The 23,618-nt window shown below is 69.7% G+C and carries 17 protein-coding genes and 1 riboswitch; of the genes, 7 read left to right on the forward strand and 10 right to left on the reverse strand.

Annotated features, from left to right (window positions below; translation table 11 throughout):
- Positions 1-50 precede the first annotated feature (50 nt).
- Positions 51-599 carry a type 1 glutamine amidotransferase domain-containing protein gene (locus tag C2868_RS03660; protein WP_103662971.1) on the reverse strand — a complete coding sequence of 183 codons (549 nt, stop codon included), beginning with the start codon at positions 597-599 and terminating at the stop codon, positions 51-53.
- Positions 600-680: 81 nt separating this feature from the next.
- On the reverse strand, positions 681-2,201 hold the full coding sequence (locus C2868_RS03665) for a DHA2 family efflux MFS transporter permease subunit (protein WP_103662972.1): 1,521 nt from the start codon (positions 2,199-2,201) through the stop codon (positions 681-683).
- A 213-nt stretch (positions 2,202-2,414) separates the two neighbouring features.
- Between C2868_RS03665 and C2868_RS03670 the strand changes: the two genes are divergently transcribed.
- Positions 2,415-4,292 carry an ABC transporter ATP-binding protein gene (locus C2868_RS03670; RefSeq protein ID WP_103662973.1) on the forward strand — a complete coding sequence of 626 codons (1,878 nt, stop codon included), beginning with the start codon at positions 2,415-2,417 and terminating at the stop codon, positions 4,290-4,292.
- Positions 4,293-4,320: 28 nt separating this feature from the next.
- Here C2868_RS03670 and C2868_RS03675 read toward each other — a convergent pair whose 3' ends face one another.
- Entirely contained in the window at positions 4,321-4,956 is a 636-nt protein-coding gene (locus C2868_RS03675; protein ID WP_100811656.1) for a TetR/AcrR family transcriptional regulator, read from the reverse strand.
- A gap of 121 nt (positions 4,957-5,077) precedes the next feature.
- Here C2868_RS03675 and C2868_RS03680 point away from each other — a divergent pair, with 121 nt between their 5' ends.
- The gene (locus C2868_RS03680; RefSeq protein ID WP_103663070.1) at positions 5,078-6,589 is read left to right on the forward strand and encodes an MFS transporter; all 1,512 of its coding nucleotides are present in this window, start codon (positions 5,078-5,080) and stop codon (positions 6,587-6,589) included.
- A 163-nt stretch (positions 6,590-6,752) separates the two neighbouring features.
- Here C2868_RS03680 and C2868_RS03685 read toward each other — a convergent pair whose 3' ends face one another.
- The 6 genes from C2868_RS03685 to C2868_RS03710 are packed head-to-tail and all read right to left on the reverse strand — an operon-like array spanning position 6,753 to position 13,485.
- Positions 6,753-7,724, reverse strand: a complete 972-nt coding sequence (locus tag C2868_RS03685; RefSeq protein WP_308455391.1) for a glycosyltransferase family 2 protein — start codon at positions 7,722-7,724, stop codon at positions 6,753-6,755.
- A complete protein-coding gene (locus C2868_RS03690) occupies positions 7,721-8,884 on the reverse strand; it encodes a cysteine desulfurase family protein (protein WP_103662975.1) in 1,164 nt (387 codons plus the stop codon). The genes C2868_RS03685 and C2868_RS03690 overlap by 4 nt, the downstream gene beginning before the upstream one ends.
- 5 nt (positions 8,885-8,889) lie before the next feature.
- The gene (gene nadC / locus C2868_RS03695; RefSeq protein WP_103662976.1) at positions 8,890-9,777 is read right to left on the reverse strand and encodes a carboxylating nicotinate-nucleotide diphosphorylase; all 888 of its coding nucleotides are present in this window, start codon (positions 9,775-9,777) and stop codon (positions 8,890-8,892) included.
- The gene (nadB, locus tag C2868_RS03700; protein ID WP_103662977.1) at positions 9,771-11,471 is read right to left on the reverse strand and encodes an L-aspartate oxidase; all 1,701 of its coding nucleotides are present in this window, start codon (positions 11,469-11,471) and stop codon (positions 9,771-9,773) included. The genes nadC and nadB overlap by 7 nt, the downstream gene beginning before the upstream one ends.
- Entirely contained in the window at positions 11,468-12,766 is a 1,299-nt protein-coding gene (gene nadA / locus C2868_RS03705; RefSeq protein WP_103662978.1) for a quinolinate synthase NadA, read from the reverse strand. The genes nadB and nadA overlap by 4 nt, the downstream gene beginning before the upstream one ends.
- Positions 12,763-13,485 (reverse strand): NUDIX domain-containing protein, encoded by a 723-nt coding sequence (locus C2868_RS03710; protein ID WP_103663071.1) that lies wholly within the window; start codon positions 13,483-13,485, stop codon positions 12,763-12,765. Before C2868_RS03710 ends, nadA begins: the two co-directional genes overlap by 4 nt.
- 404 nt (positions 13,486-13,889) lie before the next feature.
- On the opposite strand from C2868_RS03710, the gene C2868_RS03715 reads away from it, so the two are divergent.
- From C2868_RS03715 to gcvP, 4 genes are all read left to right on the forward strand, one after another.
- Complete coding sequence (locus C2868_RS03715; RefSeq protein ID WP_103662979.1) at positions 13,890-15,062, forward strand: MarP family serine protease; 1,173 nt, start codon at positions 13,890-13,892, stop codon at positions 15,060-15,062.
- Positions 15,063-15,371: 309 nt separating this feature from the next.
- Positions 15,372-15,470, forward strand: a riboswitch (glycine riboswitch).
- Between the two features lie 154 nt (positions 15,471-15,624).
- Positions 15,625-16,884, forward strand: coding sequence for a glycine cleavage system aminomethyltransferase GcvT (locus C2868_RS03720; protein ID WP_103663072.1), 1,260 nt, complete (start codon positions 15,625-15,627; stop codon positions 16,882-16,884).
- Complete coding sequence (gene gcvH, locus C2868_RS03725) at positions 16,881-17,264, forward strand: glycine cleavage system protein GcvH (RefSeq protein WP_103662980.1); 384 nt, start codon at positions 16,881-16,883, stop codon at positions 17,262-17,264. The genes C2868_RS03720 and gcvH overlap by 4 nt, the downstream gene beginning before the upstream one ends.
- An 80-nt stretch (positions 17,265-17,344) precedes the next feature.
- Positions 17,345-20,212 (forward strand): aminomethyl-transferring glycine dehydrogenase, encoded by a 2,868-nt coding sequence (gene gcvP / locus C2868_RS03730; protein ID WP_219811460.1) that lies wholly within the window; start codon positions 17,345-17,347, stop codon positions 20,210-20,212.
- Positions 20,213-20,841: 629 nt separating this feature from the next.
- Here the strand turns inward: gcvP and C2868_RS03735 are convergent.
- Positions 20,842-21,663, reverse strand: a complete 822-nt coding sequence (locus tag C2868_RS03735; RefSeq protein WP_103663073.1) for a CPBP family intramembrane glutamic endopeptidase — start codon at positions 21,661-21,663, stop codon at positions 20,842-20,844.
- Positions 21,664-21,852: 189 nt separating this feature from the next.
- On the opposite strand from C2868_RS03735, the gene C2868_RS03740 reads away from it, so the two are divergent.
- Positions 21,853-23,481: an ABC transporter substrate-binding protein gene (locus C2868_RS03740; protein WP_100811424.1), complete on the forward strand. Its 1,629-nt coding sequence runs from the start codon at positions 21,853-21,855 to the stop codon at positions 23,479-23,481.
- Positions 23,482-23,618: the final 137 nt, after the last annotated feature.

A 23,618-nucleotide genomic window follows, 5' to 3' on the forward strand; every position in this document is an offset into this window, starting at 1 on the left:
TCTGACTTTCGGCCGGTCCCCGCTATCTGCGGCGGACTCGCCGGGTCTTGTCAGGCCTGCTGGCCCTCGTGGCGCCCCTCGGAGATCTCCTCGATCACCTTGGCGTTGAACGCGGGCAGATCGTCGGGGGTGCGGCTCGAGACGAGCCCCTGGTCGACGACGACCTCTTCGTCGACCCAATCCGCTCCCGCATTCTTCAGGTCGGTCGCCAGGCTCGGGTAGCTCGTGATCGTCCGGCCGTCGACGACGTCCGCCTCGATCAGGAGCCACGCCGCGTGGCAGATGGCGCCGACGGGCTTCGAGGCCTCGAAGAACGCCTTCGCGAAGGCGACGGATGCCGCGTCCATGCGCAGGTGATCGGCGTTCACGACGCCCCCGGGCAGGACGATCGCGTCGTATGCGCTCGGATCCGCGGATGCCGAGATCTCGTCCACCTGCTGCGTGTGGCCGTTCTTCCCCTCGATGGATCCGGCCTCGGGCGCGATCATCACCGCGGTTGCCCCGGCGTCGGTGACGGCGGCCCAGGGGGACGTGAGTTCACTGTCCTCGAAGCCGTCCGTCGCGAGAAAGGCGATTCGTTTTCCTGTGAGATCAGTCATGCTGTTGACGCTACGCAACCGATGCGCGAGACCCCAGGGGCTTGACAGCGTCCGCGGACGTTCCTGCCCCGCGCGACCCGCTCAGTGGACGGGCGGCGCGCCGACCGAGTCGGCAGGCTTGCGGATGAAGAACGCCAGCACGACGGCGACGGTCGACACGATCGCCGAGATCATGAACGCCGCGCGAACGCCGGATGCCTCGGCCGCGACCTCGCCGATGCCCTCCGCCATGGCGCCCGCCGCGACCGATGACATCACGGTGATGAGCAGCGCGATACCGGCAGCCCCTGCCACCTGCTGCGTGGTCGCGAGGACGGCACTTCCGTAGGAGTACAGCCTCGGCTCGAGGGAGGCGAGCGAGGCCGTGAACAGCGGCGTGAAGGAGAATGCGAGCCCCACGGACAGCAGGGTCTGGGCGATGACGATGATGAGGATCGAGGTGTCCTCGCCGAGGGTCGTGTAGAACCACAGCGTCGCGCTCGAGATGATCGAGCCCGGAATGAGCAGGACGCGCGTGCCGAAGCGGTCGTAGATGCGTCCGATGACGGGACCGAGCAGTCCCATGGCGAGTGCGCCGGGAAGGACGATCAGGCCCGTTTCGAGCGCCGTCACGCCGATCACACGCTGCAGGTACAGCGGCAGGACCGTGATGGCACCGAAGAACGCCATCGCGACGACCAGCATCTGCGTGATCGCGAGTGAGAAGTTGAGCGAGAGGAAAACGCGCAGATCGAGCAGGGCCTGGTCGCGGCGCTGCAGGCGCAGCTGCCGCCACACGAACAGTGCAAGGGCCACGACGCCCACGACGAACGACACGGTGAGCGTCACGGTCGAGAGCGAATCCGCCGCGGCATCACCGCCATGGCCGCCGCCGATCTGGCTCAGGCCGAAGACGATGCCACCGAATCCGAGGGCCGACAGCACGACGGAGAGGATGTCGATGGGAGCCTTGCGCGTCTCACCGAGATTCGTCATCCAGCGCGCTCCGGCGCCGAGCGCGACGAGCGCGATGGGAAGGACGAGGCCGAAGATCCAGCGCCAGCCGACCGTTTCGAGCAGGAAGCCCGAAACCGTGGGGCCGATCGCGGGCGCAAGCGCCATGACCACGCTGACGCGCCCCATCATGCGTCCGCGCAGGTGCGGCGGGACGATCGTCATGAGGGTCGTCATCAGCAGGGGCATCATGATCGCCGTGCCCGACGCCTGGACGACCCGGGCGCCGAGGAGCATTTCGAAACCGGGGGAGACGAAGGCGAGGAGGGTTCCGAGCGAGAACAGCCCCATGGCCGCGAGGAAGACCTGGCGGGTGGTGTAGCGCTGCAGCAGGAACCCGGTGATGGGGATCACGACGGCCATCGTCAGCATGAAGGCCGTGGTCAGCCACTGCGCTGCGACGGCCGTGATCGAGAGGTCGTCGATGAGGTGCGGGATCGCGACACCCATCGTCGTCTCGTTCAGGATCGCGACGAAGGCGGCGGCCAGCAGCAGCCAGATGATGCGGTTCTGGGCGGCGGTCAGGCCGTGCGCCCCGACCGGCACGCTGCCGGTGGGTACCGCGGGGCCGCCGATCGCGGGGACGCTGTCGGTTCTCGTCGAGGACATCGTTCGTCTCCAGGATTCTCAGGGCAGGACTCGATAGCCATCCGAGGATGGCGAACAGTCAGGCTAACCGCGACGACCGACATCGCATTCCCGTGCGCAACGGAAATCCTGCGGGTCGTGCGTGTGCGCGCTCGGACGGGGCTCGCGGCCACCGGGCGCACTCATCATAGCCGCGGCCGATCCGGCGTCTGCGGGCGAGATTAGGCTGAGCGGATGACCATGGCGCGCGGGGGATTCGGCGGGGGGCTGACCCGCGGGGTCGACTCCGACGCCCAGCGCGAGCGCAACGCCGAGGCCCCCGACATCCCGTTCCTGGGTCGGCGCATCGTCGCCCTGTTCCGTCCGTATCGCGGCAAGCTCGCCGTGACGGCCATGCTCGTCGTCGTCAGCGCGGCGATCGGCGTCGTTCCCGCGCTCATCATCGAGGTGATCTTCGACTCCGCACTCTTCCCGGCGAACGATGCCGGCCCGAACCTCGGCCTGCTCGTGGAACTCGTACTGCTCATGATCGGCCTGTTCGTGGCATCCGCGGGTCTGAACGTGCTGCAGTCCTGGCTCACCTCGACCGTCGGCAACCGCGTCACGGGGGATCTGCGCGTCCGCCTGTTCACGCACCTGCAGGCCATGGACCTGTCGTTCTTCACGCGGACCAAGACCGGCGTCATCCAGTCCCGCCTGCAGAACGACGTGGGTGGCGTCGCCGGGGTGCTGACCAACACGATGACGAGCATCCTGGGCAACACCGTCACCGTGATCGCGTCGGTCGTCGCCATGGTGCTCATCGACTGGCGACTGACGCTGATCGCGATCGGGCTGTTGCCGGGATTGGTGTTCGTGCAGCGGAAGGTGGGCCAGGTGCGCGCGCGCATCGCGGCGCAGACGCAGGAGTCCCTCTCGCAGCTCACCGCGATCACGCAGGAGACACTGTCGGTTTCCGGCATCCTGCTCGCGAAGGCCTTCCACCGCCAGGGCGCCGAGATCGAGCGCTACACGCTCGAGAACGGCAACCAGGTCGTGCTGCAGGTGCGACAGGCGATGTCGGGACAGTGGTTCTTCGGGATCGTGAGCATCATCATGTCGTCGGTCCCCGCTATCATCTACCTCGTCGCCGGTCTGTTGATCACCGGAGGCAGCGCCGACATCTCCGCGGGCGTCATCGTGGCGTTCACGACGGTGCAGGCGCGACTGCTCTTCCCCCTGATGGCCTTGATGCGGGTGGCGCTCGACCTGCAGACATCCAAGGCCCTGTTCGCGCGCATCTTCGAATACCTCGACCTCGAGCCGACGATCTCCGAGTCGCCCGTCGCGATCGACGTCGCGGACGCACCGGGGCCGCTCGGGCGCGTGGAGTTCCGCGATGTGAGCTTCCGCTACCCCGATGCCTCGGGGACGAGTCGTCCGACCCTGGACCGCGTCTCGTTCGTCGCCGAGCCCGGGCAGCACGTCGCCTTCGTCGGACCGAGCGGGGCCGGCAAGACGACGATCCTGTATCTCGCGCCGCGCCTCTACGAGGCCTCGTCGGGCTCGGTTCTCTTCGCCGGTGCCGACGTCCGGGACCTCCGTCAAGCCTCGATCATCGAGAACATCGGCATCGTGTCGCAGGAGACCTATCTGTTCCACGCGACGGTGCGCGAGAACCTCGCCTACGCCAAGCCGGAGGCCACGCAGGCCGAGCTCGAAGAGGCCTGCCGTGCGGCGAACATCCACCACGTGATCGAACGCTTCGCGGACGGATACGACACCGTCGTCGGCGAGCGCGGCTACCGCCTCTCCGGGGGCGAGAAGCAACGCATCGCGATCGCGCGGGTGCTGTTGAAGGACCCGCCCGTGCTGCTGCTCGACGAGGCGACGAGCGCGCTGGACACGGTCTCGGAGCGAGTCGTGCAGCAGGCGCTGGATGCCGCGGCCCGGGGCCGCACGACCCTGTCGATCGCGCACCGCCTCTCGACCGTGGTGGGTGCCGACGTCATTCACGTGGTCGAGGGCGGGCGCATCGTCGAGACGGGCACGCACTCCGAGCTCATGGCGGACGGCGGCCTGTACGCCGAGCTGGCGATGCGCCAGGTCGAGGCATCCAGCGGGCTCGGCTGAGCGAGCGAGTCGGGCCAGGACCTGCGGGTCAGCTCGGGGGACGCGCGACCCCGGCGGCAGGGAGCAGGATGCCGTCGATCACGGAAATCTGGTACTCGCGGTCGATCGGCTTTCGCTCGACCAGCCCGCGGAACGCGGCCAGAGCGGGGAGGAGTCTCGCGAGCGCGTCCAGATCCGCGTCCGCCCGGATCTCGCCCCGCACGCGAGCGCGGTCGAGCAGGACCCGGATCGCCGCGATACGCGGCGACATCAGCACGGCGTTGGCGGCCTCGGTCAGTTCCGGCTCGCGGGTGAGGAGAGCGGCGACGCCCGCCATGACGCGGAGCCGACGCTCGGAGTCCTCGGCGGTGTGGGGCTTGATCATGCCGACCAGGTCGCCGCGAAGCGTGCCCGTGTCGGGCAGCTTGTCGGGCGAGAGATCGGCGGCCTTCATGCATCCGATCGCATCGAGCACCAGCTCGGCCTTGGAGGGCCATCGTCGATAGAGCGTTGCTTTTCCGGCCTTCGCGCGGGTCGCGACCATGTCGATCGTCATGCCGTCGAAGCCTTCTTCGGCGAGGATCTCGATCGCCGCCTGCAGGATGTCGGCATCGCGCGAGTGGTCGCGTTTCCGGCCGAGGCGGGTCGGTTCCTCGTCGGCGACAGCGGGTGCGGGCTGCGTCATCGCGGTCCTCCTCGTGTTCGCGGCGTCCACGCGTGTGTTCGCGCTCCGTTCGTGCTGTGTTCCATCCTAATCCAGAACGCTTGGTATCCGGAACGGATGATTCTCGTATATGGTTTTCGGCATGTCACAGACCTCCTCTTCCGTTGGCGCAACGACGACGGCGCCCTCGTCCCGCCGGTGGTGGACTCTCGCAACCGTCGGACTCGCTCAGCTGATGGTCGTGCTCGATGCGACCGTCGTGAACATCGCCCTCCCGGCCGCGCAGGCCGACCTCGGTTTCTCGAACGGCGACCGGCAGTGGGTCGTCACGGCCTACGCGCTGGCGTTCGGAAGCCTTCTGCTGCTCGGCGGCAGGCTCTCGGACCTGATCGGGCGCAAGCGCACGTTCGTCATCGGACTGATCGGCTTCGCGCTGGCATCGGCCCTCGGCGGAGCGGCGCCGACCTTCGGCGTGCTGGTCGCGGCCCGAGCTCTCCAGGGCGTCTTCGCGGCCATGCTCGCGCCCACCGCGCTCGCGATGCTGACGACGACCTTCACCATCCCGCGAGAGCGCGCCCGCGCCTTCGGTGTGTTCGGCGCGATCGCCGGAGCCGGCGGTGCGATCGGCCTGTTGCTCGGGGGATTCCTGACCGAGTACTTCGATTGGCGATGGAATCTCTACATCAACGTCTTCATCGCGCTCGTGGCCATCATCGGCGCGACCCTGTTCGTCGGTCACGTGACCCGCACGGGTCCGCGTCCGACCCTCGACATCCCGGGCACGCTCGCGGCATCGGGTGCCCTGTTCCTGCTCGTCTACGGCTTCTCGAACGCCGAGACGGATGGCTGGGACTCGCCGTTGTCGTGGGGGATGCTCGCGGGGTCGGGCGTGCTGCTCATCGCTTTCGTACTGTGGCAGCGCCGCTCGCGTCACCCGCTCCTGCCACTGCCGATCGTGCTCGACCGCAACCGCGGAGCGTCGTACATCTCCGTGCTGATCGCCGGAGCCGGGATGTTCGGGGTCTTCCTGTTCGTCACGTACTACCTGCAGGTCTCGCTCGGCTACACGGCGATGCAGACGGGGCTCTCCTTCCTGCCCATGATCGTGATGCTGATCCTCGCGGCGCAGCTCTCGACGAACATCTTCCTGCCGCGCCTCGGACCGAAGATCATCGTGCCGATCGGCATGGTCCTCGGCGTGATCGCCATGATCCTCCTGACGCGGTTGGGTCACGACAGCGGCTACATCGGCGACATCCTGCCCGCGCTCATGGTGATGGGACTCGCGATGGGATCGATCATGCCCGGGGCGATGCAGACCGCGACGCTGGGCGTCGATCCGCAGTTCGCGGGTGTCGCTTCCGCCATGGTCAACACGAGCCAGCAGGTCGGCGGATCGATCGGCACCGCGCTGTTGAACACCCTGGCCGCGACGGCCCTGACCGCGTACGTGACGGCCAACGGTCCCGCCACGCCGGAGGTGCTCGCAGAGGCGGCCATCCAGAGCTACAGCGTCGCGTACTGGTGGGGTGCGGGCTTCTTCGCGATCGGTTTCGTCGTCGCCGCGTTCCTGTATCGACGGCGGGGCGATGGCATCTCGCTCGCACACGGTCGACCGGCGGCGACGGAGGCCGAGCCCGTCATCGCGCACTGACGGCCCCGCCCGGGCCCTGCCCGGGCCCCGAGCACCGCGAGGGCTGCAGTTCGGGGCATCCGCTACGTCGATCGACGGCGCGGATGCCGAGAACTGCAGCCCGCGCGGTGTGGATCCGGATCACCGGTGCCGTCGAGCGCGGCGCTCGTTCACGGGGCGGGGTCTACCAGAGCGAGACCGCGGCGACCGTCGTGGCCGCGTCCGAGTCCAGTGCGGAGCGGGTGGACTCATCCGCCGCCAGCCACACGGCTCGAGTGAACGTCCCGAGCGAGCGCCGGTAGGCGTCGTCGGGGTGTTGGCGCGCGAGCGCGGCGAGTCGCGGTACGTCCATCGTCAGGATCAGGGCGGCGCGGGCCTGCACGGCTCGCGCCGCCCCCGCCTCGCGCAGAAGCCCGAGCCCGGCGCTCATCGCGTCGAGCGCGTCGCGGAGCACGGACAGCTCTCCCTCTCGTTGGGTGATGGATGTGCCATCCGCTCGCACACGCCACTGCACGACGACATCGGGGATGACATCGAACGCCCGCGCGCGGGTGTACATGGCCTGCGCCACGATCTGGTCTTCGTAGAGGCGTCCCTCGGGAAAGCGCAGCCCGGTCCGACGCCAGAAGTCGGTGCGGCTGACCTTCGACCACGCGACGATGTTCCCGGATGCCTCGGGGTGCTCATCGATCGTCGTCGCCGAGCGTTCGGGATCCGTCGCGGCGGCGACCCACGGTTGCACCGCGCCGACCGCATACCCCGGTCCGTCCGGCCTCAGCCGCACGTACGCACCGGCCGCGAAGTCGCTGCCGGTCCGATCGAGCGTCGCGACGAGCCGGGCGAGAGCGTCCGGAGCAAGGATGTCGTCCGCGTCGAGAAACCCGACGAACGGGGTGCGCACGCGGGCGAGTCCCGCGTTGCGGGCGGCGCCGAGACCCCGGCGGTCCGACGGTTCCTCGAGCACGAAGCGGTCATCCGTCGCGGCCGCGTCGGCGAAGATCTGTCGCGTGTCGTCCGTCGACGCGTCGTCGATCAGGATCGCGCGCCAGTTCGTGAGGGTCTGTGCTCGCACCGAATCCAGCGCCTCGCGGGCGTAAGGCGCGACATTCAACCCCGCCACGACGAGCGTGACGACCGCATCGGTGCTCATGCTCATGCGGCCGATTGTACGGCGGAGACCGAGGCCGCGACGGCGTCGGCCAGCGTGTGAGCAGCGGCAACGGTTTCGAGGGAATCCGTCCGTCGCGCCGAGAAGGTGAAGCGGACGGATGTCTGCGCCACCTCGGCGGGAATGCCGATCGCGAGCAGCACGTGCGAGGGCTCGTCGCTGCCGGCCGCGCACGCCGACCCGCTCGATGACACGATGCCTCGGCGTTCGAGTTCGAGCAGCACGGCTTCGCCGCTCGTTCCCGCGAACGTGAAGCTGGCCGTGCCCGGTAGCCGATGATCGGGATCGCCCGTCAGCCGAGCCGTCGGCACGGTATCGAGGACACGCGCGATGAACCCGTCGCGGAGCGCCGCGACCCGAGCGGATGCATCGGCGCGTTCGGTCTCGGCGAGCGTCAGAGCGGTCGCCAGCGCGACCGCCCCGGCGACGTTCTCGGTGCCGCTCCGGCGGCCGCGTTCCTGGCCGCCACCGTGCATCAGGGGCTCGAGCGGAACCCGCCCGCGAACGGCGAGCGCGCCGGTGCCCGGGGGAGCGCCGACCTTGTGCCCCGCGATCGAGATCGCGTCGACGCCGAGGTCGGCGGCCGACAGATCGAGCCATCCCGCGGCCTGTACCGCGTCGATGTGGATCGGGACCCGTCGTCCGCGGGCGATGGCGGCGAGAGCCGAGACATCCTGAATCGTCCCGATCTCGTTGTTGGCGTAACCGAGGGTCACGAGCGCCGTGTCGTCGCGGAGCGCAGCCTGGAGGTCGGCGGGATCGACCCGTCCGAATGCGTCGACCGGGAGTTGTGTGACCGCGAAGCCGTGGACACGGCGCAGATAGTCGACGGACTCGAGGATCGACTCGTGTTCGATCGGTGTCGTGATCACGTGACGGGCGTCGCGGGCCAGTCGTGCGGCGATCGCGATGCCCTTGACGGCGAGGTTGTTCGCCTCGGTACCACCCGACGTGAAGACGACATCGCTCTGCCGCATGCCCAGCGCCCGGCCGACCGCCGCTCGGGCCGTTGCGAGTGCCCCGGCGGCGCGCTCGCCGACGGTGTGGTGGCTCGACGGGTTGCCGAATTCGGTCGTCACGTACGGCAGCATCGCGTCGAGCGCCTCGCGGCGAACCGGTGTCGTCGCGGCGTTGTCGAGATACAGCATGTGCGTCAGCCCTCGGCGGTCGTCGGATCGTCCGCGGCGGGGTCGTCCACACGTACGTCGAGGCCGAGATCGAGCGCGCGGGCCGTGTGGGTCAAGGCTCCGACCGAGATGACGTCCACGCCCGTTTCGGCGATCGCTCGCACCGTGTCGAGCCGAACCCCGCCGCTCGCGTCGACGATCGCGCGGCCAGCGACCTGCTCCACGCCGCGCCGGAGGTCATCGATCGAGAAGTTGTCGAGCAGGATCGTTCCGATACCGGCCGCCAGCACGGGCTCGATCTGGTCGAGGCGATCGACCTCGACCTCGACGTGCGTCGTGTGCGGCAGCCGCGCGATCGCGCCTTGCAGCGCGGCCGTGACCGATACGCCGTTGCGCTGGAGGACCGCGAGGTGATTGTCTTTGGCCATCACCGCGTCCGACAGGGAATGCCGGTGGTTGTGGCCACCGCCGCTCGTCACCGCGTGGCGTTCGAAGGCGCGCAGCCCCGGCGTGGTCTTGCGGGTGTCGGCGATCCGGGCCCCCGTGTGGGCGACCTCGGCGACGAAGCGCGCCGTGAGGGTCGCGATTCCCGACATCCGTTGCGCGAAGTTCAGGGCGACACGCTCGGCCGTCAGCACGCCCCGCGCCGGCCCCTCGGCGATCGCGAGGACCGCGCCCGGGGCGAATTCGTCGCCGTCGGCGACCAGGAGCTTCACGCGAATCGCGGGATCGGTGAGCCGGAAAGCGGCGGCGAAGACCTCGCCGCCGCTGAAGACTCCAGGCTCGCGCGCGATCAACTCGGCGCGGGCCGTCGCCGTCGCGGGGATGAGCGATTCGCTGGTGATGTCGCCCCAGGGCGCGTCTTCTTCGAGCGCCGCAGAGACGGCACGATCGATCGCGGCGCGGGTCAGCATCCTGCGCTCCCCACGAGGGCGGGGTCGGCGGGGGTGACGGATGCCGCGGGCTCTCGTCGCGCGGTGCGGAGGGACGCATGGCCGGGGTCGTCGCTGCGGTAGTGCGCCCCGATCGAGTGGCGTCGTGCGAGGGCGGCACGGATCGTCGCGGCCGCGAGTTGCAGCAGGTTGTCGTCCTCGAAGTCGGCCTGCGAGGCGGGCGCGGCGGTGCCCGAGCCGGAGCCGGAGCTGCTGCTGATGCTGGCGCGCCGCGCGAGCCAGCCGTCGACCAGGCTCTGCGCCCGGAGCATCCCGCGCTCGTCCCGCACGACCCCGGCGCCCTCCCACATCACCCGCTGCAGCCCGGCCCGCGTGAACGGTGGTCGGACCCGCTCGCCTGGCAGTCGGTGCGATGTCGTGGGGCGGGAGGTGGCATCTTCTGCCAGGGGAGCGGGATCAGTGGGACGGGTGAGAGGAGCGGGACGGGCGGGGCGCGATGCGGCCAGGGCGGCGGCGGCACGGGCGCCGAAGACGGCACCCTCGAGCAGCGAATTCGATGCCAGGCGATTCGCCCCGTGGACGCCCGTGCGCGCGGCCTCACCGACCGCATACAACCCCGGCAGGCTGGTCCGGCCGTCCAGATCCGTCACGATCCCGCCCATCAGGTAGTGCGCGGCGGGCGTGACGGGAATCGGCTCGCGTGCCCAGTCCAGCCCGCGGTCGCGCACGGCCGCGTCGATCGTGGGGAAGCGACGCGCCAGGAACGATGCCGTTGATGCGCGTCCGGCCGGGCCCGATCGAGTCGAGCCCAGTCGTGTCGCGTCGAGGTGCACGGGCCGACCGCCCTGCTCGCCCATCCGCAGCGCGATCGCGCGGGCGACGACATCGCGCGGGGCGAGCTCGCCGCCGGGGTGGGCGTCGAACAGGAATCGGCGGCCATCGTCGTCGATGAGGGTGGCCCCCTCGCCGCGGACGGCCTCCGAGATCAGGAACGGCTCGCCCGCCGCGAGCACCGTGGGGTGGAACTGGACGAACTCGAGATCGGTGACCTCGGCACCCGCGCGCATCGCCGCGGCGATGCCGTCGCCGGTCGCGACGGACGGGTTCGTCGTGTGCGCGTACAGCTGGCCCGCCCCGCCGGTCGCGATCACGACGGCGTCGGCCCGGAGCATCCGCCGGCCGTCCTGGGTGAGCAGATCGACACCGGTCACGGCGCCGTCGTCCTCACGCACCAGGTCGACGAGAAAGGCGTGTTCGAGGATCGCGACGCCCGCGACGCGAACCGCCGCGACGAGCGCGGTCTCGATCGCCGTACCGGTTGCGTCGCCGCCCGCGTGCAGGACGCGCGGGTACGAGTGTGCGGCCTCGAGTCCCTTGACGAACGCTCCGGATGCGTCGCGGTCGAACGCGACCCCGAGCGCGATGAGTTCGCGGATGCGTTCCGGCCCCTCGGCCACGAGCACCTCGACAGCGGCGGGGTCACCGAGTCCGGCGGCCGCGGCGAGGGTGTCGCGCGCGTGATCGGCCGCCCGATCGTCGGCGAACATGACGCCGGCGATGCCGCCCTGCGCGTACCGGGTGTTGGCGTGCTCGAGCACGTCCTTCGTCACGAGCGTGACGTGCACACCGGCGCGCGCGGCGTGCAGGGCGACGGTCAGTCCCGCGATGCCGCTGCCCACGACGATCGCACGCGTGGTGCCTGTCGTGTTCGTCACGGCTTGGCCGCCAGCATCCGCTCCAGTGCGATTCGTGCCGGCTCGACAACGTCCGCCGCGACCGTGATCCGATTGCGCACGGTACCCGCGACGAGTTCCTCGAGCACCCACGCGAGGTATCCGGGATGGATGCGGTACATCGTCGAGCACGGGCAGATGACGGGATCGAGGCAGAAGATCGTGTGCTGCGGATGCTCCGCCGCGAGCCGCTGCACGAGGTTCACCTCGGTGCCGATCGCGAACGTGGTGGGCTCGGTCGCGGCCTGGATGGCTTTGCGGATGTAGTCGGTCGATCCGGCCTCGTCCGCCGCGTCGACGACCGGCATCGGGCACTCGGGGTGCACGATGACGCGGACGCCGGGATGCTCGGCCCGTGCCCTGTCGATCTGATCCACCGTGAAGCGGCGGTGCACCGAGCAGAACCCGTGCCAGAGGATGACGCGGGCGTCGTCGAGCGCCGCCTCGTCATTGCCGCCGAGCGGACGGTTCGGGTTCCACATCGGCATCCGCTCGAGGGGAACGCCCATCGCCTTGGCGGTGTTGCGGCCCAGGTGCTGGTCGGGGAAGAACAGCACGCGGCGCCCGCGTGCGAAGGCCCACTCGAGCACGGTACGGGCGTTGGACGAGGTGCAGACGATCCCGCCGTGTCGGCCGACGAACCCCTTGATCGCGGCGGACGAGTTCATGTAGGTCACGGGGATGACGGGCACCCGGCCGTCCGCGTCCACGGCATCCATGGGGCCGTAGACATCCTCGAGCTGCTCCCAGCAGTCCTCGACCTGATCGATGTTCGCCATGTCGGCCATCGAGCACCCGGCGGCGAGATTCGGGAGGATGACCGCCTGTTCAGGGCGTGAGAGCAGGTCCGCGGTCTCGGCCATGAAGTGCACCCCGCAGAACACGATGGCCTCGGCCTCGGGGTGCGCCTTCGCGGCATTCGCGAGCTGGAACGAGTCCCCGACGTAATCGGCGTGCAGGACGACTTCTTCGCGCTGATAGAAGTGCCCGAGGATGACGACCCGGTCGCCGAGCACACGCTTGGCGGCGACGATCCGCTCGTGCAGGTCGGCCTCCGAGGCCTCGCGATACGCGACCGGCAGCTCGCCCTGGCGGGGCGAGCCGACCGGGATGACATCGCCCATCGACGACCCGGGGCCGTATCCGGGTCGTCCGTCGAAGTTCCACGGCCCCGCGGCGAGGTCGGTGTTGCAGGTCTCCGCATCGGAAAGTCCGGCGGTGATCCGCTGGATCTCGTGATCGACGGAGGGCGAGAGCGTGAGGGGAGTGGCGTTCATTTCGTCCTCGATTCGAAGGATGCGCGGCCCGATGGGCGGGCCGACGACGGTGTCGCGAGGGGGCCGCGTTCGGCGAGCTCCACATCCTGGTTGTAGCGGTACAGGCGGGCGGGGCGATGGCTGCCGGTGCGGAAGCCATCGGTGGGGATCAGCGTTCCGGAGTTCTCGACCTGGCGTCGGAAGTTCGCGGGATCGAGCTTGCGGCCGAGGATCGACTCGTACACCTCGCGCAGCTCGGCGAGGGTGAACTCATCGGCCAGCAGGCCGTGGGCGATACGGGAGTAGCCGGCCTTGTTGCGGAGGCGCCAGAGGGCGTACTCGACGATCTGGTTGTGATCGAACGCGAGGATGGGCAGGTGGGCGGCGTCGAACCAGGCCACGTTCTCGGGAGCATCGCCCGCTGCCGCGTGAGCCGCGACCTGTGCATCGACCTCGGCCGAACGCAGAAGGGCCCAATAGATGATCGAGACGACGCGTGTGGGCGAGCGATCGACATCGCCGAACGCATACAGCTGCTCCAGATAGCTGGGTGAGAGGCCCGTGGTCTCGCCGAGGGTGCGGGATGCCGCGGCATCCAGTCCCTCCGTCGCGTCCAGCCATCCGCCGGGCAGGGCCCAGAGCCCCGCGTGCGGGTCGCGTGTGCGCCGGACGAGCGGCAGAACGACGGCGGCGGAGTCATCCTCGGCACGCCGCCGAAGCGTGAAGATCACCGTCGACACCGCCACACGCGTCGCATCGACGCCGGTCGCGGGGGATACCGCGGCGGTCGCGTCGGGCGAATGGGTGAGAGGAGGAGTCATGTTCGCTGCGGTTTGTGTCACGGTGACTTTAACCACCATCGATCTTAGTGTCATGCTGACTCGAAGGCAAACGCCGACCGCGATCCTCATGCCGAGCGCGCCGGTTGGCGACGAGAGGGCCGGGAATCTCCTGCGGGCAACGGGCGATCTCGGCGGGAAGGGGCGCGCTCGGCGCCCGGGCGGCGTCGTGGTCGCGGCATCGGGTGCGGCGCCGAGACGCGGCGCGTGCGGCGCCTGCCGTGACTTCTCAGCGACGCCATTTACTGTGGGATTGCGCGCGCCGATTTCACGCGCAGGTCCGGGTGCGGGGGAGGGAGCACGGCGTGCAGATCGTCGACATCGTCGTGCTCGTTCTGCTTGTGGTCGCTCTCATCGTCGGGTTTCAGCGGGGCCTTCTCGCGAGTCTCGGCACCCTCGTCGGACTCGGCATCGGGGCGGTCGCGGCGTACTGGCTCATCCCGCTCGTGACCGCGGCGGTGCCCTGGCCGATGTGGCGCGCGCTCGCCGCGCTCGCCGCAACGCTGCTGCTCTTGGCGGGATGTGCCGCGCTCGGCTCCGCGGCGGGCACCGCTCTCCGACGTGGTGTCGACCGCACACCGTTGCGCGGTGTCGACCGCGTGCTCGGGGGAGGGTTGACCCTCGTCGCGGCGGCTCTCGCGGTATCGCTCGTCGGCTCGGGGCTCGCGGCGACGGGGACCCCCGTCGTCTCGACCGCGATCGCATCGTCCCGTGTGCTGACCGTCATCGAGAATCTCGTGCCCCGTCCCCTCCAAGCGGGGTTGGCCGAGCTGCGCGGCGCCGTGCTCGGGGACGCGATACCGACGCTCGGCGGTCTGCTGCTGCCCGGGACGGCCGTCGTCGAGCCCCCCGTTCGGCTCGACGACCCGGAACTCGCTGAGGCCGCGGCATCCGTCGCCCGTATTACCGGAGTGGCATATGCCTGCGGTATCAGTTCGAGCGGCTCCGGATTCGTGATCGCGGAGGACCGGGTCGTGACTAACGCGCACGTCGTCGCGGGGGTCGATCGCCCGGTCGTCGAGCTACCCGGTCGGGAGGCGCGCGACGGTCAGGTGGTGTATTTCGATCCCGTGGGCGACATCGCGGTCATCGCGGTCGGCGGCCTCGATGCCGATCCGCTCGACGTCGTACCCGTACTGCCGGCCGGGTCCTCGGCCGCCGTGCAGGGGTATCCGCACGGGGGTCCGTTCGAATCCATGTCTGCGGCGGTGCTCGCGATCGGAGTCGTGCCCGTTCCCGATATCTACGACGACTCGTCCCACCCGCGGGAGATCTACACACTCGACGCGAACGTTCGGCCCGGCAACTCCGGTGGCCCGCTGCTGACCGCTCAGGGCGACGTCGCGGGACTCGTGTTCGCCCGCGGAGGGGATGCGGAAACCCGGGGATACGCCTCGACGTCGACGGAACTCGCGCCGATCGTGGCGGGTGCTGCCGGGTGGCAGAGTCCCGTGTCATCCGGTACCTGCACGCGCTGACCGCTAGGTGCCCGGCGCGCCTCCGCCCCGCTGCCGCCGCTGCCCCACCCGACCGCCCTCGCCCCGGCCCCGCGCCGAAACACCCCGTCCGCGGCGAAACACCCCTGCCGCGGCGAAACACCCCAGGCAAGGGGTGTCTCGCCGCGCAAAGGGTGTTTCGGCGGCGTACGGGCCATGCGGCGACGGCGGGCCGGCTCGGCATGTCGTCAGGAGATGGGGGCGCGTCGGGATCTGTCGCGCGGCGCGGCTGTGGGTATGCTGGCCGCGTCGGACCCTCCGCGGTCGGGCAACAACTGAATACCGGCCCTATGACCCCTTGCGGGAGAGCCCCGGCACCGCTTCGCGCCGGGCACCGAAGGAGCAAGCCTCCCCGCCAATCTCTCAGGTATTGCGTACCGCGGGGGTCGGGCCACTCTGGAAAGAGATCCGCTTCGTGCGGATCCGCCGACGGTGAAAGTCGGGTCATCCTCGAGGATGTCTCGGCGAAACTCTCAGGCAGATGACAGAGGGGGAGTTCATCGGGCGTCGATCGGCGCCCGCCCGCACCACCACGGGAGAACTCATGCCAGACCCCACCCCGCCGACGACGGCCCCACCCGGCGCGACCACGTCGCCTCCGCCGCCCGAGTCGGCGCCGCCGCGCCGCACCCCGCTCGCAGCCGCCCACGAGCGCCTCGGTGCATCGTTCACCGACTTCGGCGGGTGGTGGGTGCCCGTGCGGTACAGCTCGGAGCTCGCCGAGCACCACGCGGTCCGCACCGCCGCGGGACTGTTCGACATCTCGCACATGGCCGAGTTCGTCGTCACCGGCCAGAAGGCTGGCGAGTTCCTCGACTACGCCCTGTCGGGCCGGCCGTCGGCGATGCGCCTCGGCAAGGCCGCGTACGGCCTCGTGCTCGCGGAACAGGGCGGCATCGTCGACGACGTCATCGTCTACCGCCTGGCCGACGACCATTTCGTCGTGATCGCGAACGCCGGGAACCGGGATGCCGTGGCAGCCGCACTCGCCCAGCGTGCAGCATCCGTTCCCGCCCCCGGCACGTCCAGCACCGACGCTGGCGGTAGCTTCGGCTTCGTCGCTGGCGAACCGGGATTCCGCCTCGAGGATGTCTCGGACGACACGGCGCTCATCGCGGTGCAGGGACCGGTTTCGGCCGCGGTTCTCGAGGCGACGGAGGGCCTGGTCGAGTTCTCGCCGCTCCTGGACGACCTCGGCTACTATGCCGCGGCGACCGCTCGGTTCGACGGTGCGCCGGTGCTCGTCGCTCGCACCGGGTACACGGGCGAGGACGGCTTCGAGCTCGCGGTCCCCGTCGCGCGCGCCGAGGAGCTGTGGGAAGCGCTGCTCGCGGCGGGCGAACCGCTCGGGCTCGTGCCGGCGGGCCTGGCGGCCCGTGACACCCTGCGACTCGAGGCCGGGATGCCGCTGTACGGCCATGAGCTGTCGCTCGACATCCGTCCCGCACAGGCGGGGCTCGTCCGCGCGGTCGCCACCGAGGGCGACTTCGTCGGGCGAGAGGGCGCGAGCGCACCGTTGGATCCGGATGCTCGCGTGCTCGTCGGCCTTGCTTCCGAGGGTCGCCGAGCCGGCCGCGCGGGTTACGCCGTTTTCGCCGGCGAGGCCGCGGCCGGCACCGAGGCAGGCACCGGGGTGGGCATCGTCACGAGCGGCGCGCTCAGCCCGACGCTGGGGCATCCGATCGCCCTCGCTTACGTCGACCCCGGCTCCGCCGAGCCCGGCACCCCGCTCTTCATCGATGTCCGCGGTACGCGCATTCCCGCGACCGTCACACCCACCCCGTTCTACCGGAGGAAGAAATGACCGATCTCACCGCACTTTCCTATACCGCCGAGCACGAGTGGATCTCGATCGACGGCGATGTCGCGACCGTCGGCATCACCGACTACGCCGCCGAGAAGCTCGGCGACGTCGTCTTCGTCGAGCTGCCGACCGTCGACTCCGGGGTGAGCGCGGGACAGGTGTGCGGCGAGATCGAATCCACGAAGTCGGTCGGCGAGCTCTATGCGCCCCTCACCGGCGACGTCGTCGCGATCAACGACGCGGTCACGGACGACCCCGGTCTGATCAACTCGTCGCCGTTCGAGGACGGCTGGCTGCTGAAGATCCGGATCGATTCGTCGGCCCCGGCCGAGCTGCTCGACCGCGCCGCGTACATCGGCCTGACGGGACAGGCTTCGTGACGGTCCCCGACGGCGGGCGCGTGAGGGCGGGTGCATTCGCCGCCCGCCACATCGGGACGGATGCGTCGGCGCAGGCCGCGATGCTCGATGTGCTCGGATACCCGAGCGTCGACGCGCTGCTCGATGCCGCCGTGCCGGGAGCCATCCGCGTCCACGAGCGCACGACGAGCGACATCCCGCCCGCCGCGACCGAGGCCGAGGCGCTCGCCGAGCTGCGCGAGATCGCATCGACCAACCGCACGGCCCGGCCGATGATCGGACTCGGCTACTACGACACCTTCACTCCCGCGGTGATCACGCGGAACGTGCTCGAGAACCCGTCCTGGTACACCGCGTACACGCCGTACCAGCCCGAGATCTCGCAGGGTCGGCTCGAGGCCCTCATCACGTTCCAGACGATGGTGACCGACCTGACCGGACTCGATATCGCGGGAGCATCCATGCTCGACGAGTCCACCGCCGTGGTCGAGGGGATGCTCGTCGCCCGCCGTGCCTCGAAGTCGGACTCGAACGTCTTCCTGGTCGACGCGGACGCGCTGCCGCAGACACGGGCTCTGCTGGAGTCGCGCGCCGCGGCGCTCGGGATCGAACTGCAGACGATCGACCTGGCTTCGTGCGACGCTGCGGCCCTTCCCGAGGCCTTCGGCGTTCTCGTCCAGTACCCCGGCGCCTCCGGCCGCGTCTGGGATCCGTCCGATGTGATCGCGGCGGTGCAGGCGCGGGGCGGCCTCGCCGTCGTCGCGGCGGACCTGCTCGCCCTCACGCTGATCGCATCGCCCGGATCACTCGGCGCCGACATCGCGGCCGGAACGACGCAGCGTTTCGGCGTTCCGCTCGGCTACGGTGGGCCGCACGCGGGCTATCTCGCCCTGCGTCAGGGCCTGGCGCGGCAGCTGCCGGGGCGCCTCGTCGGCGTCTCTCGTGATGCCGCGGGGCACCCCGCCTATCGGCTGGCTCTGCAGACGCGCGAGCAGCACATCCGTCGTGAGAAGGCGACCTCGAACATCTGCACCGCCCAGGTGCTGCTCGCGGTCATGGCGGCGATGTACGCCGTGTATCACGGCCCCGAGGGGCTGCGCGCGATAGCAGCGGATGTCGCGGGCAAGGCGGCATCGCTCGCCACCGCCCTGCGGGACTACGGGCTGAACCTCGCGTCGGAGGAGTTCTTCGACACGCTCCGCGTCTTCGTCCCCGGCGACGCCGGTCGCGTGATCGAGCGCGCCCGGTCGCGTGGTTACCAGCTGCTGTGGGTCGACGAGGCGACCGTCGGGGTGTCGGTCGACGAGACCACGACCCTGGCCGATCTCGACGCCGTCGCGTGGGCGTTCGGTCTGCCCGATGCTGCCGTTTCGGGGTCCCCCGCTTCCGAGCCAGCGGTCGGCGCGCCTGGATCCTCTGACATCGCGTCGCGGGAGCCGGCGGACGACTCGATCGGCGCCCTCCCGGTCGGTCTGCTGCGCGAGGACGACTACCTCACGCATCCGGTCTTCCACGCCCACCGCAGCGAGACCGCCATGATGCGGTACCTGAAGACGCTCGCGGATCGCGACTACGGCCTCGACCGCGGCATGATCCCACTCGGGTCGTGCACGATGAAGCTCAACGCGGCGACCGAGATGGCCGCCGTGTCGTGGCCGGAGTTCGCCCGTGTGCATCCCTTCGCCCCCGAGGCCGACGTGCGCGGATACCTCGGCCTGATCGAGCAGCTCGAGACGTGGCTCGCCGAGGTCACGGGATACGACGCCGTCTCGCTGCAGCCGAACGCCGGATCGCAGGGCGAGCTCGCCGGGCTGCTGGCGATCCGCGGGTACCACCGCTCGCGCGGTGACCTGGGGCGCGATGTCTGCCTGATCCCGTCGTCGGCGCACGGCACCAACGCGGCATCGGCCGTGCTCGCCGGGATGCGCGTCGTCGTCGTGGCGTGCGACGAGGCGGGCAACGTCGACCTCGACGACCTGCGCGCGAAGATCGAGGAGCACGCCTCGACGCTGTCGGCGCTGATGCTCACGTACCCGTCGACTCACGGGGTGTACGAGCACGACGTGCTCGACATCACGCAGGCGGTGCACGACGCGGGCGGTCAGGTCTACGTCGACGGTGCGAACCTCAACGCCCTGCTCGGCTACGCGCGGTTCGGCGACCTCGGCGGCGACGTCTCGCACCTCAATCTGCACAAGACGTTCGCGATACCGCACGGCGGTGGGGGGCCGGGTGTCGGCCCGGTCGCGGCGAAAGCGCATCTCGCACCGTTCTTGCCGGGGCATCCGTTCTCGCCCCGGGCAGATCACGCGGGCGGCTTCGTCTTCGATGGCGCGCCGATTTCGGGTGCGCCGCACGGGTCGGCCGGGATCCTGCCGGTGTCGTGGGCGTATGTGCGGATGATGGGGGCCGCGGGCCTGCGGAATGCCACGGCCGCCGCGGTGCTCGCCGCCAACTACGTCGCGGCCCGGCTGCGTGCGCACTTCCCGGTGCTGTACACGGGCGAGAACGGACTGGTCGCGCACGAGTGCATCCTCGACCTGCGTCCGCTGCGCGAGGCGACCGGGATCACGGTGGACGATGTGGCGAAGCGCCTGATCGACTACGGATTCCACGCTCCGACGATGTCGTTCCCCGTCGCGGGGACGCTGATGGTCGAGCCGACCGAGAGCGAGGACCTCGGCGAGCTCGAGAGGTTCGTCGAGGCGATGATCGCGATCCACGCCGAGGCGCATGCCGTCGCGGCGGGGGAATGGCCCGCGGACGACAACCCCGTGGTGAATGCGCCCCACACCGCCGAGTCGGCGATCGCGGGCGAGTGGGACCATCCGTACTCCCGTGAGCGCGCCGTCTATCCGGTGCACGCGCTCGTGCGCAACAAGTACTGGCCGCCCGTGCGCCGGGTGGACAATGCGTGGGGCGACCGCAACCTGGCCTGCGCCTGCCCGCCCGTGGAGGCCTTCGCCTGACCCGGCCCGCTGGCTCGTGCTTCGGGTGGCGCCCGGCGGGGAGATCCGACAGTCGGACCCCATCCGGCGGGACTGCTCTGCCGAATGGGCCCCACCATCCGCGGCCGCCACGTGCACCCCTCGGCGCCCGATCATCGCCGTACGGTAGCGAGCATCGCGTTGTCACGAGGGGCGACGAGGGGAACGCCCGCACGGACAAGCTTCCGTTCGACAGGCGCGACGCGATGCGTGTCGGGCCAATCCCCTCGAGCAGAACCGCGCCACCACGTGGCGAGCGCGTACACACCGGGCCGCACTCGCGCGAGTTCCCGCCGGGCCGCCCGCGTGTACAAACCGGACGGTACTCGTCGCTCGTCAGAGGCGAGCAGAAGTCCGGGTTCGTCCGGTGCGAGAGGATGCCGCATCGGTCCACCATCCCGCAAACTCCTCCGCTCGAGTGGCGCTGCGCGGTGGCCCGGGGACAGACATCCGGGGCGCATCCCTGTGGAGGATGCGTCGAGGCACACAGGTGTCCGAGGTCACCGCCGGCAACACCGCCACGAGACCCCCCATCTGTGCCGAAACACCCTGTGGCGAGAGGTGTTTCGCCGCAGATGAGGTGTTTCGGCGCGAAACCCGGCCGCCCGCGGTCAGGGCGTTGCGGACGGCGACGGAGATCCCGATGGCGCGGGCGAGGGACCTGCCGGCACACCGAAGACCCCGGGCCACAGGGCCGCGGCGAGGGGGTACCCGACGAACGCGATCACATCGATCAGCGTGTGCGCGATCACGAGCGGCATGACCCGGCCCCAGCGCCGGTAGCACCACCCGAAGACCACGCCCATCACGAAGTTCCCGATCATCGGGCCGAACCCCTGGTAAGCGTGATACGCGCCGCGCAGCGCCGCGGTCGACAGGATGATCGTCCACCAGCCCCACCCCAGCCGCCGCAGCCGATCGAAGAGGTACCCGATGAAGATGACCTCCTCGGTCAGCCCCGCGCGCACCGCCGCGAGCAGGATCAGAGGGATCGTCCACCATGACGGATCGAGGGGCGAGGCATCGACCTGCAGGGTGATGTCGAGAGCGCGGCCGATCGCGTAGAGGCCCAGCCCCGGCACGCCGATCACCAGGATCAGCAGGGCGCCCCGCCCGACGTCGCCGCCGAAGCGGCGGAAGTCCAGGCCGATGCGCCGGAACGCCGACGTGCCGGGCTCCCACAGCAACCAGATCGCCAGCGCCACCGGCACCAGCGCGAAGAACTGCGACAGGAACTGGTAGAGCACCGGCCAGAATTCGGATGCCGCGGCCCCGGGATTGACCGACGTCGACTGCTGGCCGAGCGACTCCTCGCGCTCCAGCGACTGCACGAGCTGCAGGACCGAGTAGAGGGCGGACCGACCGACCGACAACGCCAGGACGATGCCGATCTCCCACCACAGTCGAACCCGCGCGGGGCGGTCGAGTCTCATCGGGCCGTCGACGGGCCTCACGGGTTCCACTTCGACAGATTGCCATATAGACGGCATCCTGAGTTAAGGCTATGTAACGGTTTTGCTCATGATTTGGAGCATTCGGACCAGGATGCCTAGGGTTTCTCTATCCCGCGCAGAACCATGACCATGACTCTGCGCGTAACAGCACTCTTAACAGGAGGACAAGTGAAGCGCAACAAGATTGCCCTGTCGGGGCTCGCGCTCCTCGCCGTCGGAGGGCTCACGCTCGCCGGCTGTGCGGGCAGCGGAGACTCGGGCGACACCGACGGTGGCGGCGCGAGCGACGCGATCATCACCACGAACGGTTCTGAGCCGGAGAACCCGCTCATCCCCACCACGACCAACGAGGTCGGCGGCGGCAAGATCCTCGACGCGATCTTCGCGGGCCTGGTGGCCTACGAAGCGGATGGCTCGCCCGTCAACGACATGGCCGAAGAGATCACGGTCGATGACCCGCAGAACCTGACGGTGAAGATCAAGGAAGGCCAGACCTTCACGGACGGCGAGGAAGTCACCGCTGACAACTTCATCAAGGCCTGGAACTACGGCGCACTCGCGTCGAACGAGCAGCTGAACAGCTACTTCTTCGAGGACATCGAGGGCTTCAGCTACGACGAGGACTCCGAGCTCACGGGTCTCGAGCAGGTCGACGACTACACGTTCACGATCGCGCTCAACAAGCCCGCCTCGGACTTCGCTCTGCGCCTGGGCTACTCGGCGTTCTACCCGCTGCCGGATGTCGCGTTCGAAGACATGGCGGCCTTCGGCGAGAACCCGATCGGCAACGGCCCGTACATGCTCGCCGGTGACGACGCGTGGCAGCACGACGTGCAGATCGACCTCGTCAAGAACCCCGACTACAAGGGTGTGCGTGAGGTGAAGAACGGTGGCCTGACCATCGTCTTCTACGCGTCGCAGGACGCGTCGTACGCCGACCTGCTCGCGGGTGAGGTCGACGTCGTCGACCAGATCCCGACCGGTGCTCTCGCGACCTTCGAGTCGGATCTCGAGGATGTCGGCGGCACGGCTGTCAACCAGCCCGCCGCGGTCTTCCAGTCCTTCACGGTGCCCGAGTACCTGCCGCACTTCGCGGGCGAAGAGGGCCAGCTGCGTCGCCAGGCGATCTCGATGGCGATCAACCGTCCCGAGATCACCGACGTGATCTTCGAGGGCAGCCGCACGCCGGCGAGCGACTTCACGTCGCCGGTCATCGACGGCTGGTCGGACTCGCTCGAGGGTGCCGAGGTGCTCGCCTACAACGAGGACGAGGCAAAGGCCCTGTGGGCCGAGGCCGACGCCATCTCGCCGTGGGAGGGCTCGTTCCAGATCGCGTACAACTCCGACGGCGGCCACCAGGCATGGGTCGACGCGGTGACCAACTCGATCAAGAACGTGCTCGGCATCGAGGCATCGGGTGCTCCCTACCCGACCTTCGCCGAGCTGCGCGAACTGGTCAACGCCCGCACGATCACGACCGCGTTCCGCACGGGTTGGCAGGCCGACTACCCCGGTCTGTACAACTTCCTCGGCCCGCTCTACGCGACCAACGCGGGCTCCAACGACGGCGACTACTCGAACGCCGAGTTCGATGCGCTGCTCGCAGAGGGCATCTCGTCGACGGACGCCGGTGAGGCCAACGAGCTGTTCCAGCAGGCACAGTCGATCCTGCTGAAGGATCTGCCCGCGACGCCGCTCTGGTACTCGAACGTGACCGGCGGTTACGCCGACACGGTCCAGAACGTCGAGTTCGGCTGGAACTCGGTGCCGCTGTACCACGAGATCACCAAGGGCTAACTCCCGATCTCACTCGCGAGGCGGTGACGGATACACGTCACCGCCTCGCGACATGTTGCCTGGGGCTCGCGCTCGCCCACCCGACGCGGCACGATGCTCTTAGTGGGTTCGCGCGCGCCGATAGGGTGTGCGCTCGC

Origin of the sequence: Microbacterium sp. CJ77 (assembly GCF_002911615.1) — a bacterium.
In the GTDB taxonomy this organism is placed as follows: Bacteria; Actinomycetota; Actinomycetes; order Actinomycetales; family Microbacteriaceae; genus Microbacterium.

Bases quoted from the DNA above. Each gene is read 5' to 3' on its own strand.
- C2868_RS03675 (WP_100811656.1), bottom strand. From the start codon at position 4,956: ATGACGCAGCCCGCACCCGCTGTCGCCGACGAGGAACCGACCCGCCTC.
- C2868_RS03670 (WP_103662973.1), top strand. From the start codon at position 2,415: ATGACCATGGCGCGCGGGGGATTCGGCGGGGGGCTGACCCGCGGGGTC.
- C2868_RS03660 (WP_103662971.1), bottom strand. From the start codon at position 599: ATGACTGATCTCACAGGAAAACGAATCGCCTTTCTCGCGACGGACGGC.
- C2868_RS03685 (WP_308455391.1), bottom strand. From the start codon at position 7,724: ATGAGCATGAGCACCGATGCGGTCGTCACGCTCGTCGTGGCGGGGTTG.
- C2868_RS03720 (WP_103663072.1), top strand. From the start codon at position 15,625: ATGCCAGACCCCACCCCGCCGACGACGGCCCCACCCGGCGCGACCACG.
- nadC (WP_103662976.1), bottom strand. From the start codon at position 9,777: ATGCTGACCCGCGCCGCGATCGATCGTGCCGTCTCTGCGGCGCTCGAA.
- C2868_RS03690 (WP_103662975.1), bottom strand. From the start codon at position 8,884: ATGCTGTATCTCGACAACGCCGCGACGACACCGGTTCGCCGCGAGGCG.
- nadA (WP_103662978.1), bottom strand. From the start codon at position 12,766: ATGAACGCCACTCCCCTCACGCTCTCGCCCTCCGTCGATCACGAGATC.
- C2868_RS03665 (WP_103662972.1), bottom strand. From the start codon at position 2,201: ATGTCCTCGACGAGAACCGACAGCGTCCCCGCGATCGGCGGCCCCGCG.
- gcvH (WP_103662980.1), top strand. From the start codon at position 16,881: ATGACCGATCTCACCGCACTTTCCTATACCGCCGAGCACGAGTGGATC.
- C2868_RS03680 (WP_103663070.1), top strand. From the start codon at position 5,078: ATGTCACAGACCTCCTCTTCCGTTGGCGCAACGACGACGGCGCCCTCG.
- gcvP (WP_219811460.1), top strand. From the start codon at position 17,345: ATGCTCGATGTGCTCGGATACCCGAGCGTCGACGCGCTGCTCGATGCC.
- C2868_RS03735 (WP_103663073.1), bottom strand. From the start codon at position 21,663: ATGAGACTCGACCGCCCCGCGCGGGTTCGACTGTGGTGGGAGATCGGC.